11 protein-coding genes are annotated in these 14,576 nt (G+C 60.7%); 4 read left to right on the top strand and 7 right to left on the bottom strand.

What is annotated here, in order from left to right; all coding sequences use genetic code 11:
• Positions 1–166 precede the first annotated feature (166 nt).
• The 6 genes from QN370_RS15700 to QN370_RS15725 all read right to left on the bottom strand — a co-directional run bounded on the left by QN370_RS15700 (position 167) and on the right by QN370_RS15725 (position 8,565).
• Complete coding sequence (locus QN370_RS15700; RefSeq protein WP_416172134.1) at positions 167–1,621, bottom strand: catalase; 1,455 nt, start codon at positions 1,619–1,621, stop codon at positions 167–169.
• Between the two features lie 639 nt (positions 1,622–2,260).
• Positions 2,261–4,078 (bottom strand): ABC transporter transmembrane domain-containing protein, encoded by a 1,818-nt coding sequence (locus QN370_RS15705; RefSeq protein WP_322126784.1) that lies wholly within the window; start codon positions 4,076–4,078, stop codon positions 2,261–2,263.
• Positions 4,075–5,136, bottom strand: coding sequence for a carotenoid 1,2-hydratase (locus QN370_RS15710; RefSeq protein WP_322127232.1), 1,062 nt, complete (start codon positions 5,134–5,136; stop codon positions 4,075–4,077). The genes QN370_RS15705 and QN370_RS15710 overlap by 4 nt, the downstream gene beginning before the upstream one ends.
• Positions 5,136–7,667 carry an ABC transporter permease gene (locus QN370_RS15715; RefSeq protein WP_322126785.1) on the bottom strand — a complete coding sequence of 844 codons (2,532 nt, stop codon included), beginning with the start codon at positions 7,665–7,667 and terminating at the stop codon, positions 5,136–5,138. The genes QN370_RS15710 and QN370_RS15715 overlap by 1 nt, the downstream gene beginning before the upstream one ends.
• Positions 7,664–8,359 carry an ABC transporter ATP-binding protein gene (locus QN370_RS15720; RefSeq protein ID WP_322126786.1) on the bottom strand — a complete coding sequence of 232 codons (696 nt, stop codon included), beginning with the start codon at positions 8,357–8,359 and terminating at the stop codon, positions 7,664–7,666. Before QN370_RS15720 ends, QN370_RS15715 begins: the two co-directional genes overlap by 4 nt.
• A complete protein-coding gene (locus tag QN370_RS15725; RefSeq protein WP_322126787.1) occupies positions 8,350–8,565 on the bottom strand; it encodes a TIGR02450 family Trp-rich protein in 216 nt (71 codons plus the stop codon). The genes QN370_RS15720 and QN370_RS15725 overlap by 10 nt, the downstream gene beginning before the upstream one ends.
• 125 nt (positions 8,566–8,690) lie before the next feature.
• Between QN370_RS15725 and QN370_RS15730 the strand changes: the two genes are divergently transcribed.
• From QN370_RS15730 to egtB, 4 genes are read left to right on the top strand one after another with little or no spacing between them, the layout of a single operon-like run.
• The gene (locus tag QN370_RS15730) at positions 8,691–9,773 is read left to right on the top strand and encodes a transglutaminase-like domain-containing protein (RefSeq protein ID WP_322126788.1); all 1,083 of its coding nucleotides are present in this window, start codon (positions 8,691–8,693) and stop codon (positions 9,771–9,773) included.
• Between the two features lie 9 nt (positions 9,774–9,782).
• Positions 9,783–10,331 (top strand): TlpA disulfide reductase family protein, encoded by a 549-nt coding sequence (locus QN370_RS15735; protein WP_322126789.1) that lies wholly within the window; start codon positions 9,783–9,785, stop codon positions 10,329–10,331.
• A 10-nt stretch (positions 10,332–10,341) separates the two neighbouring features.
• Entirely contained in the window at positions 10,342–11,304 is a 963-nt protein-coding gene (egtD, locus tag QN370_RS15740) for an L-histidine N(alpha)-methyltransferase (protein ID WP_322126790.1), read from the top strand.
• The gene (gene egtB, locus QN370_RS15745) at positions 11,301–12,491 is read left to right on the top strand and encodes an ergothioneine biosynthesis protein EgtB (RefSeq protein WP_416172117.1); all 1,191 of its coding nucleotides are present in this window, start codon (positions 11,301–11,303) and stop codon (positions 12,489–12,491) included. The genes egtD and egtB overlap by 4 nt, the downstream gene beginning before the upstream one ends.
• A gap of 444 nt (positions 12,492–12,935) precedes the next feature.
• On the opposite strand, the gene prpR is transcribed toward egtB, so the two are convergent.
• The gene (gene prpR, locus QN370_RS15750) at positions 12,936–14,534 is read right to left on the bottom strand and encodes a propionate catabolism operon regulatory protein PrpR (RefSeq protein ID WP_322126791.1); all 1,599 of its coding nucleotides are present in this window, start codon (positions 14,532–14,534) and stop codon (positions 12,936–12,938) included.
• Positions 14,535–14,576 lie beyond the last annotated feature (42 nt).

The raw sequence follows: 14,576 nt of genomic DNA on the forward strand, positions 1-14,576 counted from the left end.
GCGGTGCAATGCCCTTCGGTTATTGCACCCTACGCAAAAAGACCGCCAATCCGACAATAAAATTACCGCCAATCCGATGCCAAAATGACCGCCAACCCGACACATCGTAGGGTGCAATAACCGCAGGGCATTGCACCAACGACCAAACGAAGCGACGCATTTTTTCTTAGTCGGCCATTTTCGCCGCCCGCTGCTGCACGTCTCCCAGATTGCCACTGACAGCTGCCGTCAAGCGTGTTCCGAAGATCGGATCGGCCTTGTAGAAATGCGTCAGCATGATCTGCTTGATCTCGCTGTTACTCACTTTGCCCAAGTCCGACGCGAGGTTGCCGATCAGGTTGGTTTGCTGCTGGCTGTTCAGTCCACGGAAAAACGCGCCGGCCTGCGTGAAGTTATCTGTCTTCTTGATGGCAGCCTGGATGGTCGTACCCGTCAACGGTGTTTCGACATACTTGTAGTCCGGGTTGTCATTGGCCGTGCCGGCCTGACGGGACGGCTGGTAATTGACTTCACCGGAGCGTCCGCCCCGATTCCCCTGGCCATCCGAGTTGCCGTTGCTGACTTTGACCAGCGGGGCATTGATCGGCAAGGTTTTGCTGTTGGCACTAAGACGATGGTGTTGCGTATCGGCGTACGAGAACAAGCGTCCTTGCAGCATCTTGTCTTCCGACGGTTCGATGCCAGGCACCAGATTCGAGGGTGCAAAAGCGGCCGATTCGGTGGTTTCAAAAAAGTTGTCTGGCATCTTGTTCAGGGTCATTGTCCCCAGCAAGGTTTCGGGCAGGCCGGGCCATATCTTGGTGGCATCAAGCGGGTTGTAGGCGTACTTGTCGAGGTCCGCTGGCAGCATCGTTTGAACATACAAATCCCACTTTGGCAGGTCGCCTTTGCGGATCGCGCCGTACAGGTCCGTGGTCAGGTTGTTGAAGTCCTCGCCTTGCACACGCGCTGCCTCGGTACGAGTCAGGTTCTGTTCGCCTTGCCGGCTCTTCCAGTGGAATTTCACATAGGTCACGACACCGGCCTGATTGACCATCTTGAATGCATGCACGCCGTGGCCATCCATTTTCCGGTAGGACGCCGGAATACCCATGTCCGAGTACAGACGGGTCAGCTGGCTGGTGCTTTCCGGCACATGGCTGAAGAAATCAAAGAAGCGATTCGGGTCCTGCACATTGGTCACCGGGGAGGGTTTGAGAGCGTGAATCATGTCCGGAAACTTGATCGCATCACGGATAAAAAAGATCGGCAGATGGATACCGGCCAGATCCCAGTTACCTTCCTGGGTGTAAAACTTGGTGGCGAATCCACGCGGATCGCGCAAGGTTTCGGGCGAGCCTTTCGGATGGATCACTGTCGAGAAACGCACGAAGACCGGCGTCTTCTTGCCGGCGGCCGAAAACACATCAGCACGCGTCAACGCCGATGCATTGCCGGACGAAACAAACTCGCCGAACGCACCGGTGCCGCGCGCATGCACCACGCGCTCCGGAATCCGCTCGCGGTCAAAGCGCTGAAGTTTTTCTATCAGGTGGGAATCTTGCAGTAACGAAGGACCGTTCGGTCCGGCAGTTTGCGAATTCTGGTTGTCGCCGACAGGCGATCCGTTGTCGCGGGTCATGGTCTGGGCCTGGGCGCTACTGGCCAGTAAAGAGATGAGGCCAAGAACGGCTAGCCGGGATGCGGACAAGCGGGGGGATGCAAACATCATGTGACTCCAGGTGAACTGCGCAATGCTGCGCGATGGAATCTTTATAGCCTCATAGGGGGAAACTATATATTTGCAATTAGTGATTGGGTTTAAAGATTATGGCTATGAGTGGCAATCGGCGAGTAACTTTTGCGGTCACTGTTGCGTAAAAAGAAGTGTCTCGGGGCAGGCACGATACCGCCGGGTCGCCAGAAATGGCTACGCTACGATGCTTCAGGTGCCGCTTTTTTTATGCTCCATCGTCATTGGCATGACGGTGAGGCACGCGGTGCAATGCCCTTCGGTTATTGCACCCTACGCAAAAAGACCGCCAATCCGACAATAAAATTACCGCCAATCCGACACATCGTAGGGTGCAATAACCGCAGGGCATTGCACCGACGATCAAACGAAGCGCCGCATTCGCCAAGACATCATGCATCGCATTTTTTCACGATCCATCGCCGTCGGCATGACGGTGAGGCGCGCGGTGCAATGCCCTGCGGTTATTGCACCCTACGACCGAGCGTTTTTCAGATTCGCGAGCACAAATTTGCAACCGTTGTGAGGTCAGCCCTGCACGCCAAACTGCAACGCAGCCAGACTCGCATACAAGCCATCGAGTGCGACCAGTTCGGCATGCGTGCCCATCTCGACTATTTGTCCGTGTTCAAGCACGACGATGCGGTCGGCCCGTTTGACGGTGGCCAGTCGATGTGCAATCACGACCGTGGTACGCCCGACCATCGCGGCTTCAAGAGCGCTTTGGACCAGCCGTTCGGATTCGGCATCGAGTGCGCTGGTGGCTTCGTCGAGCAATAGCAGCGGCGGATTTTTCAGCATCGCGCGGGCAATCGCGATGCGTTGGCGCTGACCGCCTGACAGACGCACGCCGCGTTCGCCGAGGAAGGATTGATAGCCTTCCGGCAGGCTCTCGATGAACTCATGTGCGGCCGCCATCTTGGCAGCGGCAATGACCTCGTCATCACTGGCACCGGCACGGCCGTAGCGGATGTTTTCCATCGCGTTGGCCGAGAACACCACCGTGTCTTGCGGCACGATGCCGATGGCGCCGCGCAAGGTATGCAGATCGAGTTCGGTAATGTCGACGCCATCAAGCAGGACGCTGCCTTGTTGCGGATCGTACAGACGCAGCAGCATCTGGAACAGCGTGGTCTTGCCTGCACCGGACGGACCAACGATAGCCACTGTTTCACCGGCCGGGATCGTCAGCGACAAGTGCGACAGCGCGGGGCTGTCCGGGCGCGACGGATAATGGAACGTGATGTCGCTCAAGGTCAGCGTGGCACCGCCTGCACTTTGTGGCGGCAAGGGTTTCGGATGCGCGGGCGACTGGATCGGGGACTCTTCGGCCAGCAATTCAAGCAAACGTTCGGTCGCACCAGCGGCGCGTTGCGCCTCGCCCAGCACTTCGGATAACGCTCCGATCGATCCGGCGACGATGGCCGCATACAGGATGAACTGGCCGAGCGAGCCGCCGGTCATCGTGCCCTGAATGACCGCATGGGCACCCAGCCACAGCACGAACACGATCGCGCCAAACACCAGCAGGATGGCGATCATTGTCAGCAGCGAGCGGGCGCGAATGCGCCGCATCGCGGTCACGAAAGCGTTTTCAACCAGGCTGGTGAAGCGGCTGGATTCGATTTTTTCATGCGTGAAGGCTTGCACGGTCGGCATCGCATTGAGGATTTCGCCCGCCATCGCCGAGGCGTCGGCAATGCGGTCCTGCGTATCGCGTGAGAGCTTGCGTACACGCCGGCCAAAGATCACGATCGGCGCGACCACCAGAATCAGCGCGCCGAAAATGATGGCGGTCAGTTTCACGCTGGTGATGAACAGCATCACCATGCCGCCGATAAACAGCAGCACGTTGCGCAAGGCCATCGAGATGCTGGTGCCGACGACCGACTGGATCAGCGTGGTGTCGGTGGTCAGGCGCGAGAGCACTTCGCCGCTCTGGGTGGTCTCGAAAAATTGCGGGCTTTGCGTCACGACATGCGCATAAACGGCGCTGCGGATGTCGGCCGTCACGCGTTCGCCCAGCCACGACACCATGTAAAAACGCGCCGCTGTCGCGATGGCCAGCACGCTGGCGACACCGAACAGCGCCAGAAAATACAGGTCGATATGATCGGCACTCTTGGTGCCGTTGCCGCCAAAACCGAGATCGATCATCTGCTTGAACGCATACGGCACCGCCAGCGTGGCGCAGGCAGCGACCAGCAATGCGACACCGGCCAGCAGGAACTGGCGCAAATAAGGTTTCAGGAAAGGCAGCAGTTCGGCCAGCGTAGCGAGGCTGGCTTTTTTGGCAGCGGGTGCGATGGTCGCGGAATCGGTGGCGTTCGTGGTGGTCGTGGTCATAGTTTCAAAGGTTTTACGTAGCCGGTCATTTCCAGGTAACCGCGGCCTGCGGGTTGTCCTGCGCGCAGGATCGTCACACCACCTTCCCAATACACCGAACCGGTCGACAGGCGCGAATCAAGTTCCTGATCATCTTGCAGCGGAATCAGTTGCCAGATCGTGTCACCGGTCGTGATCCGTGTCGCCACTGGGTACGATGCGTTGGTACGCGGTGATCGCCACTGGCGATCCGGCGCGAAGTGTACTTGGTCCGGTGCGAATTGCGTGACGACGCCGGATTTATCGCGCAATGCCGCATGGGCCCAGAGTTTATCACCCTGCTTGTTGCGAATCTGAAAAGCCATCAGCGCCGCGCCATCGTCGAGGTTGGCACCAAGCCAGTCCCAGCCACTGGCATCGGCATCAAGCACGCTGGTCGACCATTCATGATCGAGCCATGCGGTGCCGGTGATGGCCACCGGCGATCCGTTGCGCGACAGTTGGCCGCTGACCTGCAATTGCGGCTGGCTGTAGTAATAGCTGGCCTGTTCGATGCGCGGTCCCTTGCGCGAATAGCCACCTTCGCCTTGGACTAGTGGCGGCTGGGTCGGCACCAGCGACAGCTTGAGTGTGAAGTCGCGCGCGCTGATGCTGGCTTCGTAACTGCCGTCGGCGTGCCGCAGCAAATGCCAGTCATCGAGCAGGATGTCGGTGTTGCCCTCGCGTGCGTAGGCCAGCCCGAGCCCGGCGCGTGCCGTGCGCTGATCGTGCACCAGTTTGCCCACCGCGGGATCGGACAACGCCGCATGCGCGATGATCAGTTGCGAGGGTGCGAACGCACTCGGATTGGCGCGGTCATGGTCGGTGGCCGAGCGGAAGAAGGTGATCTGGAAGCCGAGCGGCTTTTTATCCGGTGTCTCGATCCAGCCGGTGGCGTACCACCATTCGGTAAGGAAGTCCGGATGCGATCCGAAGTCGGCCGGGAATTGCAGCGGCACGTTGGGCTTGACGGTGGAGAACACCGGCGCGGCCGCGTGGCTCCAGCCACAGAAGGCGAGCAGGACAAGGAGCCAGCGCATCACCAGTCCTCCCGCACGGCGCGAATGGCGTCACCGGCCACCGCGCGCGAACCGGCGAAGACGGCCGTCGCGGCCGACGAGACCAGCAGCAAACTGGCCACCGACACCAGCATGATCCAGGGCATGTGCAATTGCATACTCCAGTGAAAAGATTGCGGATTGACGATAAAGATCAGCACCAGGCTGATGACCCAGCCGAGCACGAATCCGACGGCGATGCCGACGCCGGTCAGCAGTCCGCCTTCGATCCCCAGCACCAGCAGGATCTGGCGGCGCGTAACACCGACATGGCGCAACATGCCGAACTCCTTGGCGCGCGCCAGCGTCTGTGCCGAAAACGTCGCTGCCACGCCGAACAGCCCGATGACGATGGCGACGACTTCCAGCAAATACGTGACGGCGAAACTGCGGTCGAAAATTTTCAGGCTGAGGGCGCGGATTTCGCCGGGGTCGGAAAATTCGAGGGCGCTGCCGAAGGGCAGTGCGCGCACGTCGCGAATCACCGCATCCGTCTTCACGCCGGGCTTGAAAAACAGCGCCGCGTCGCTGACATCGCGGTCACCTGTAAGGCGCTGGTAATCGGCCAGCCGGATCTGCACGGCACCCGACTGACGCGCGTAATCGCGCCAGACACCGACCACCTTGAACGGTGGCGCGTTGGCACCGAGCGGCAGCATCACTTGCTGGCCGACCCGATAACCGTACAAGTCGAGCATCGCTTCCGAAGCCCACAGCGGCAGCACGCCGGGAGGCAGTTGCGTCGCGTCGATGACATCGTCGGTCAGCGGCAAGGTGCGTTCCGGTGCAGCGGCATCGATAGGGCGTGCCAGCAAAACCACGGCCGGACGCGTGGGCTCCAGCGTCAGCGGCAGCGTGCGTAAAAATTCAGCACGCTGCACGCCCGGTAGCGCGCTGAGCAAACGCTGTTCGGCGGGCTTGAGTGCGCCGGTGTCGCCACTTGATGCAGAGCGCACATACAGATTGGCCGACAATAATTGCACCAGCCAGTCATCGACCGAGACCCGAAAACTCGACACCATGATGGCCATCGCCACCATCAGGCTAAAGCTCGACAGCACGCCGCCCAATGCAATCGAGGCCTGGTTTGGCGCATTGGCCAGACGCGCCAGCGCCAGCATCGTGACGGGCTGTTGTTGTCCGTGCCGGCTCAGCGCCGCAAACACCAGCGCCGCGCAACGTGGCATCAGCGCGATTCCGCCGACCAGCAGCAAGGCCACTGCCAGATACCCGAACAGCGGCAATTCAAATACCGGCGGAAAAGTCGTCAACAGCGCCGCCAGCAGCAGGCATGCCAGCGCCGGCCACGGTGTCGACAGGCGCGCCAGCGCCACATCTTCGCTGCCGGACTTGAGTGCCGGTGCCGGTTGCGCGCGTGCTGCTTCGAGCGCCGGTGCCAGACTGCCGAGCAGTGCAATGCCGGTGCCAAGCACAAAGAAAATAATCGCTGTGACCCAATTTAATTGCACACTCGGCCGGATGCCGGGGAAGTAGCCACCCCCGAGATCGCCACCAAAAAACTGCAGTGCCAGCGCTGCCAGGACGTAGCCGCCGACCAGTCCGACCAGCGATCCGAGCGCGCCCAGCAAACCGCCTTCGAGCAGCACTTGTCGCAGCAGCAGACCGCGGGTCAGGCCGATCACGCGCAGCAGCGCGAATTGCGCGCGCCGTCTCAGCACCGACAAAGCCTGCGTCGAAAATACGAGGAAGGCACCGGTGAACAACGCTACCAGCGCCAGCACATTCAGATTGACCCGGTAAGCGCGTGACATGTTGGCGCTGCGCGCTTGCTGGTCGGCGCTCTCGGTTACCAGCAGCGCCGGGAAGTCGGCCGACAGCTTGCTGCGAAAGGTCGCACGCGTGACGCCGGTCGCGAGCTTGAGATCGATGCGCGACAACTTGCCGAGCCGCTCGAAGCGCCACTGTGCCGCCGCGATATCCATCACAGCAATGCGCTGGCCGGGTCGTGCCCGGACAATGCCGCCGGCCACGCGCAGGTCGACCAGTGCCGTGCCATTTTGCAGTTGCAGCTTGTCGCCAACCTTGACCTTGAGCCAATCCTGCGCCGCCGGCGACAGGAAGATCGCGTCATCGGCCAGCGTGTCGAACGGATGGTCTGCGGAGGGCACGCCGAGCAGGTCCGGGGCGAGGGCGGAGGCGCGGAACATATCGATGCCGAGGATTTTCAGCGCACCGCGCTGACCCGAAGTCTTGTCTGGAAGCGTCGCATCGATTTCCAGCACCGGATTGGCCAGCACGACACCGTCACGGTGTACCAGTTGCGGATAGACTTTTTCATCGAACAGCGGTTGCGCGCCGCGCACCTGCAGATCCGATTGACCCGTCAGGCTGCGCGCTGCCGCCGAAAATTCATTGAAGGCCGCGCCATTGATGAGGTCGATGGCGAAGCCAAGCCCGACCCCCAGCGCAATGGCCGCAATTGCTGCCAGTGCGCGCCACGGATGAGCGCGCCACTCTCCAAATACCAGCCAGCGCGTCAGCAGCGCGATCATGCTGCAGCAGTGACGGGTAACGGATGCAGGCCGGCGCTGGTCAGGATCAGCGTGCGGTCGGCGGTGGCCGCCGCCGCCAGCGAATGCGTCACCATGATGGCCGAGGCACCGTTGGCCTTGATCTCGCTGCGCAGCAAATGCAGCACGTCCGCAGCGGTGTCGGGGTCGAGGTTGCCGGTCGGTTCATCGGCCAGGATGAGCGTGGGGCGATGCACCAGCGCACGCGCAATGGCGACGCGCTGCATTTCGCCGCCTGACAGTTGACGCGGAAAATCATTGCCGCGACCAGCCAGACCAACCTTGTCGAGCATCTCGGTAGCGCGCGCGAGCGAGCTGCCGTTCAACAGCAGCGGCAAGCCAACATTTTGCGCCAGCGTCAGATGCGGCAACACGTGGAAGGCCTGAAAAATGAAGCCGAGTTTTTCACGTCGCAGACGGGTCGCGTCATCGTCACTCAAGCCCGAGATCGGCACGCCATCGATGAGCACGCTGCCACTGTCGGGCATGTCGAGTCCGGCGATCAGGTTCAGCAGCGTCGATTTGCCGACGCCGGATTCGCCCATGATCGCGATGTATTCGCCCGGTTGCAGCACGAAGTCCAGTTGCGCCAGCACGACGCGGCCATTGCCGTAGGCTTTGCGCACCGCGCGGCATTGCAGTGCGGGGTGGGTCGCGGGGAGGCTCACTTCCATCCGATCACCCAGACGGCGGCATCTTCGAGGTCGCGCCATGCAATGGTTTCAGTGCGTTGGGAATGGACAGCTTGCAAGTCGACGTGGGTCATTGGCGAACCATCCTCGGGAATGATCACACGCGAAACCAGAAAATGTTTTTCGCGATTGATCGGTGTCAAGGCAGTCCACTTTGAAAGAAGCAGTTTTTTGGGCGAGATCGGCATGCGGTGATTTATTGGTGGTTAGGCTAAACTCTCGCCAGTTTAGTGTGGATTGCAAAATAAGGTTGCTGCCCCCGGTGGCACCGCATTCGGCGACAGCCTAGTCAATATTTTCGTCAGGGAACATCATGGATCGCCGTACCTTTCTCAAAACTACTGCCATTGCTTCTGCTGTGTCCGTCGTGCCATTCGGTCGGGCTGCGTTTGCCACCGAAGGTCCGTGGCGCACGTTCGACGTGACGACCCGCGTCGAACTTAACAGCACCGGTGCGGCGAGCATCTGGTTGCCTATCCCGACCGTCAATACCGATTACCAGAAGGTCATGGAAACTACTTTCAAGACCGACGGTGGCAAAGCCCAGATCGTGCAAGACACGACTTATGGTGCCGGCATCCTGGTGGCCGAATTCACTGGCAGCGACAAGCCGGTCGTTGAAGTCACCACCCGCATCATGACGCGTGACCGCCTTGTCGATCTGAACGCCGCACCGAATAACGAACAACTTGATCCCGCCGAACGCAAGCTGGCGCTGGCACCGACCGACCTGCTGCCAACCGACGGCATCGTGCTCAAGACGGCCAAAGAGATTACCAAGGGTGCGAAGACGGACGTCGCCAAGTCACAAGCCATTTATGACTGGATCGTCGACAACACCCGTCGCGATGCCAAGGTGCGCGGTTGTGGTGTCGGCGATATCAAGTCCATGCTCGAATCGAACAACCTCGGCGGCAAGTGTGGCGACCTCAATGCGTTATTCGTCGGCCTGGCCCGTTCGGTCGGCGTGCCGGCACGTGATGTCTACGGCGTACGAGTAGCGGATTCGAAGCTCGGCTACAAGTCGCTCGGTAAAGCCGGTGACATCACCAAAGCCCAGCATTGCCGCGCTGAAGTGTATCTGGCCGGTTACGGCTGGGTGCCGGTCGATCCGGCCGACGTGCGCAAGGTCGTGCTTGAAGAAGACGGCGGCTTGCCACTGACCGACGCGAAGGTCGAGGCAGCCCGCAAGCGGTTGTTCGGTTCGTGGGAAATGAACTGGATGGCCTACAACTACGCGCATGACGTGCAACTGCCGGGCGACAAAAAAGGCAAGATCGGCTTCTTCATGTATCCGAACGCGATGATCATCGAAGACGGCAACGCCACGCGCGTGGACAGCCTCGATCCCGACAATTTCAAGTACAAGATCACCTCGCTTGAAATCACGGGCTGACCGGTTTTGATGCGCGCTTTGCTCCAAGTTTCGTTCCGGGTTTCGCTCCACATGTTGCTGTTGGCGGCGACGACCTTGCTGGCTCTGGCTGCGACACCGGCAGTACAGGCGCAGGCAGCCTGGGTGGCGTTTTCCGGCCAGGGCCAGCCGCCGATGCCGATGCTGCTCAACGATCTCGATGGCAAGCCGGTCGATCTCGCGAGTTTCAAGGGTCAGGTGGTACTGGTCAATTTCTGGGCCACCTGGTGCGAAGGCTGCCGGGCCGAAATTCCGGCGCTCAACCGCTTGCAGCAACGCTTCAAGCCGCCGAAGCTGCAGATCCTTGGCGTCAACATTGGCGAAGGCAAGGCGCGCATCGGTCAGTTCACGCAGCGCATTCCGATCCAGTACACCATCTTGCGTGATGCCGATTCGGTAGCCATGAAAGCCTGGCGCGTGCGCATCATGCCGTCCACCTTCCTTATCGACAAGCAAGGCCGGCTGCGTTACGAGCTGGTCGGTGAAGCCGACTGGGACGATCCCACCATTCAGGCACCTGTCCTCGACCTCTTGAAATAGGAGACTGACCTTGGCCCAATTCATTCAGCGTTTTCACGCCGACAAATCCGCCATTCGTGACGAACTGCTAATCGGCTTGCAAGCGCCGCAAGCCAGCACGTCGCCCAAATACCTGTACGACGCATTGGGCTCGAAATTATTCGAGGCTATTTGCGAACTGCCCGAGTACTATCCGACTCGCACCGAAGCGGCAATCTTCGACGCGCATGCCGATGAGATCGCTGCCTCGGTCGGGCGCGGCCGCACGCTGGTCGACCTCGGTGCCGGCAATTGTGCCAAGGCAGGGCGGCTATTTCCGGTGCTGCAACCAGCGCATTACGTACCGATCGATATCTCAGTCGACTTCCTGCGTGATTCGGTCGACACCTTGCAGCAGCGTTTTCCCGAGATGGAAATCACCGCGCTCGGCGTCGATTTTTCAGCGCCTTTTGCGTTACCCGACAACGTCGGTCCGGCCCAGCGCTTGTTCTTTTATCCGGGCTCGTCGATCGGTAATTTTTCTCCTGACGACGCGGTGGCGTTCCTGTCGCGACTGGCCCAGGCCGGCGACAACGATGGCGCTCTGTTGATCAGCGTCGACCTTGTCAAGGCCAAACCGGTGCTCGATGCGGCATATGACGACGCGCTCGGTGTCACGGCATCGTTCAACCTGAATCTGCTCAATCACCTCAACGAAGTGCTCGAGGCCGACTTTAATGTGCGTGGCTGGCAGCATGTCGGATTTTTTAATGCCGAACTCAGTCGCATCGAAATGCACCTCGAAGCCAAGACCGCACAGACCGTGCGCTGGCGCGGTGGTCACCGCGACTTCGCTGCCGGCGAGCGCATTCACACCGAGAACAGCTACAAGTACACGGCCAAGGGATTCACCGCATTGCTGGAACGGGCCGGCTACACGCTGCAACAGGCGTGGATCGATCCGCTGGGCTGGTTCATGGTCTGCCACGCGAAGGTCAGCGGAAACCAATCGTGAACGCGCCAGCCGAATTGCGCTGGCAACTGGCGACCGACTTTGTACTCACGCGTGAGCGCACCGTCGCGCTGGCCGCCCCGCTGTCGGTCGAAGACGCCTGTGTGCAATCGATGCCGGACGCCAGTCCGGTGAAATGGCATCTGGCCCATACCACCTGGTTTTTCGAGACCTTCATTCTCGAGCGTTTTGAAGCTGGCTTTCAGCCCCATCACCGGGCCTTCCGGGTTCTGTTCAATTCGTATTACAACGGCGTCGGCGAGAAGCATGCACGCGCGCAGCGCGGCATGATCACGCGGCCATCGCTGGCCGAAGTGCTGGCCTACCGCGCGGCAGTTGATGCACGCATCATGGCATTGCTGGAGACGGCCTCGCCAGAGCTGGCAGCGCTGATCCGTCTCGGTGTGCAGCACGAGCAGCAGCATCAGGAATTGCTGCTGACCGACCTCAAGCATTTGCTGTCGTTGAATCCGCTTTCTCCGGTTTATGCACACGATGCGACGTTGCCGTCAGTGCGGCATTCACTGCCGGGCTGGCATCGCATTGAGGCGGGCATTGTCGAGATCGGTGTCGATGATGAGGGATTTTGCTTTGACAATGAACGGCCGCGTCACCGGCAATTTGTCGAATCCTTTGCGCTGGCCACGACACTGGTAAGCAATGGCGACTATCTGGCATTTATCGATGCCGGTGGGTATGGTGATGCGGCGTTGTGGCTTTCCGAAGGCTGGGACTGGGTCTGCAACAACGCACTCACGCAACCGCTGTACTGGCGCCGTGATGCTGCGGGCCGGCAGGAATTCACCTTGCGCGGTTTGCAGCCACTGGACTTGCAGCGTCCCGTCATCCATCTGTCGTACTTTGAAGCCGATGCCTATGCGCGCTGGGCTGGCGCGCGCTTGCCGACCGAAGCGCAGTGGGAATCGGCGGTGCTATCGGCCAGCCCCGGTACCTTCGACGATCTGTTCGGCGCGTGCTGGCAATGGACCTCGAGCAGCTACGCACCGTATCCGGGTTTCGCCGCCGCCGACGGCGCGCTGGGCGAGTACAACGGCAAGTTCATGGTCAACCAGTACGTGCTGCGTGGCGGTTCATGCGCCACGCCGGATGGCCACACCCGAGCGACGTACCGGAATTTTTTTCCGGCGACGGCGCGATGGCAGTTCACGGGTATTCGGCTGGCGCAGTAGTTCGGTGCAATGCCCACGGTAGCTGATTCTGTATGCGCTCCGTCATGACCTAGCCGGGGGCGGCCCGGCAGCCGGTCACTTCTTTTTGCTTCGCCAAAAAGAAGTAACCAAGAAAAAGGCGACCGCGAAGCGGCTGCCCTTCGGGTTCCCAAAAGCCGGAGCCAGTCAGGGGGAGGGCCGCAAACTCGCTTCGCTCAGACATGCGTCCCTCTGATCCCCTGCCTGACTCCGACTTTTGGCAGCTGCTTCAATGCGGAACAGGTCAACGTCAACTGCCACGTCAACATCAACATCAACATCAACATCAACATCAACGGTCGGTTGTAGGGTGCAATAACCGAAGGGCATTGCACCGAATGCACTGAATGCGATCGCCAAAATCGAGCAGTAAAGTTACATGAAACGAAGGCATTAGGATACCGTTGTCGTGTCTATCGTGATGCATCACTGCCCCCGCAACTTCCGCCACAACGTCGTCCTGCTGACCCCCAGATACTTCGCCGCCGCTTCCCGGTTGCCGTCAAACCGCGCCAGCACTTCCGTCAACGACTCCGTCGGCGCTGTGCTCATCACCATCGGTGCGACGGCTCCTGCGCGCATTAATTCCGGCGCGACTGCCAGCAACAATCCCGGTGACAGGGCCTGCAGCGGTTCGGCTGCCAGATACAGCGCAACGCGTTCCATCATGTTGCGCAGTTCACGTACGTTGCCCGGCCAGCCATAACCGGCCAGCAGGGTCGAGCAGGCCAGCAGTTCTGCATGCAGGTTTGCATGCGGACGTAAACCCATCGCAGCCAGCGCATTTTTGAGGCACCAGGCGGCCAGGTCGACCTGGTCATCGGGCCGCTCGCGCAGCGGCGGCAAGGTCATGCGCAAGACGCCCAGCCGGTAAAAAAGATCGGGCCGGAAGCGGCCTTCCTGCACGCGCAAGTCGAGGTCGCAATGGGTGGCGCTGACGATGCGTACATCGACCGGGATCGGCCGGGTGCCGCCGACGCGCACGACTTCGCGTTCTTCGAGCACGCGTAATAAACGCGTTTGCAGTGGCAGCGCCATCTCGCCGATTTCATCTAGAAATAGCGTGCCGTGCTGCGCCGCTTCAAACAATCCCGCGTGACCGCCGCGACGTGAACCGGTGAACGCGCCTTCTTCATGGCCGAAGAGTTCTGCTTCCAGCAACGACTCGGCCAGCGCACCGCAATTCAAGGCCACAAACGGTTGGCGCGCGCGCGTGCTTTCGCGGTGGATGGCTTGCGCGGCCAGTTCCTTGCCGGTGCCGGTTTCGCCCTGGATCAGCACGGTCGCCGGGGAGCGGGCGAACAGCGTGATGGCTTGCCGGGCGCGCTGCATCGCCGCCGATTCACCGCGCAAATCATTGAGGCCGTGACGCGCGCGCAAGGTGTCGGCGGGCGGTGCAGGGCGACGCCGGTTACTGTCGATGCGGGTGAAGCGGGCGATGTCGAGTGCGTCGTCGAACGCATGCCGGATCGACGCCGCCGAATAGACGAACACGCCGGCCAGCCCGGCTTCTTCGGCCAGGTCGGTGATGAGACCGGCACCGACGATGGCCTGGATGCCGGCGGCTTTCAATTCGCTGATTTGCGCACGCGCATCTTCTTCGGTGACGTAGCTGCGCTGGACGATGTCGAGGCCGAAGGTGGCCTGAAACTCGGTGAGCTCCGACATCGTCTGCTGGTAGCTGATCAGCCCGATCCGCGGCGTGATCTTGCGGGCCCGGGCCAGCGCCTGCAGGACGTCGAAGCCGCTGGCCTTGGCGATGATGACTGGCACCGACAAGCGGCTTTTGAGGTAGGCCGCATTCGAGCCGGCGGCGATGACGGCGTCGCAGCGTTCCGTCACAAGGCGCTCGCGGATATGGCGCACCGCATCTTCAAAGCCGAGATGGATCGGTTCGATGGTCGCGGCGTCGCCGTACTCAAGCATGATGTCGCGGAACAGGTCGAACAGGCGCGAGATCGAGACTGTCCAGATGACCGGCTTGTCGTTCGGGTCAATGGAGGCAGGGAGGTTGGGACGGTGCATGTTTCACCTTGGCGTTTCAGTGTTGCGAGTGTAACGCAGTTT

The sequence above is a fragment of the Actimicrobium sp. CCI2.3 genome (assembly GCF_035019065.1).
Classification (GTDB): domain Bacteria; phylum Pseudomonadota; class Gammaproteobacteria; order Burkholderiales; family Burkholderiaceae_D; genus Actimicrobium.

Excerpts from the sequence above, each read along its gene's own strand:
- QN370_RS15710 (WP_322127232.1), bottom strand. The coding sequence starts at position 5,136 with ATGCGCTGGCTCCTTGTCCTGCTCGCCTTCTGTGGCTGGAGCCACGCG.
- QN370_RS15720 (WP_322126786.1), bottom strand. The coding sequence starts at position 8,359 with ATGGAAGTGAGCCTCCCCGCGACCCACCCCGCACTGCAATGCCGCGCG.
- QN370_RS15715 (WP_322126785.1), bottom strand. The coding sequence starts at position 7,667 with ATGATCGCGCTGCTGACGCGCTGGCTGGTATTTGGAGAGTGGCGCGCT.
- QN370_RS15700 (WP_416172134.1), bottom strand. The coding sequence starts at position 1,621 with ATGACCCGCGACAACGGATCGCCTGTCGGCGACAACCAGAATTCGCAA.
- prpR (WP_322126791.1), bottom strand. The coding sequence starts at position 14,534 with ATGCACCGTCCCAACCTCCCTGCCTCCATTGACCCGAACGACAAGCCG.
- QN370_RS15725 (WP_322126787.1), bottom strand. The coding sequence starts at position 8,565 with ATGCCGATCTCGCCCAAAAAACTGCTTCTTTCAAAGTGGACTGCCTTG.
- QN370_RS15705 (WP_322126784.1), bottom strand. The coding sequence starts at position 4,078 with ATGACCACGACCACCACGAACGCCACCGATTCCGCGACCATCGCACCC.
- QN370_RS15735 (WP_322126789.1), top strand. The coding sequence starts at position 9,783 with ATGCGCGCTTTGCTCCAAGTTTCGTTCCGGGTTTCGCTCCACATGTTG.
- QN370_RS15730 (WP_322126788.1), top strand. The coding sequence starts at position 8,691 with ATGGATCGCCGTACCTTTCTCAAAACTACTGCCATTGCTTCTGCTGTG.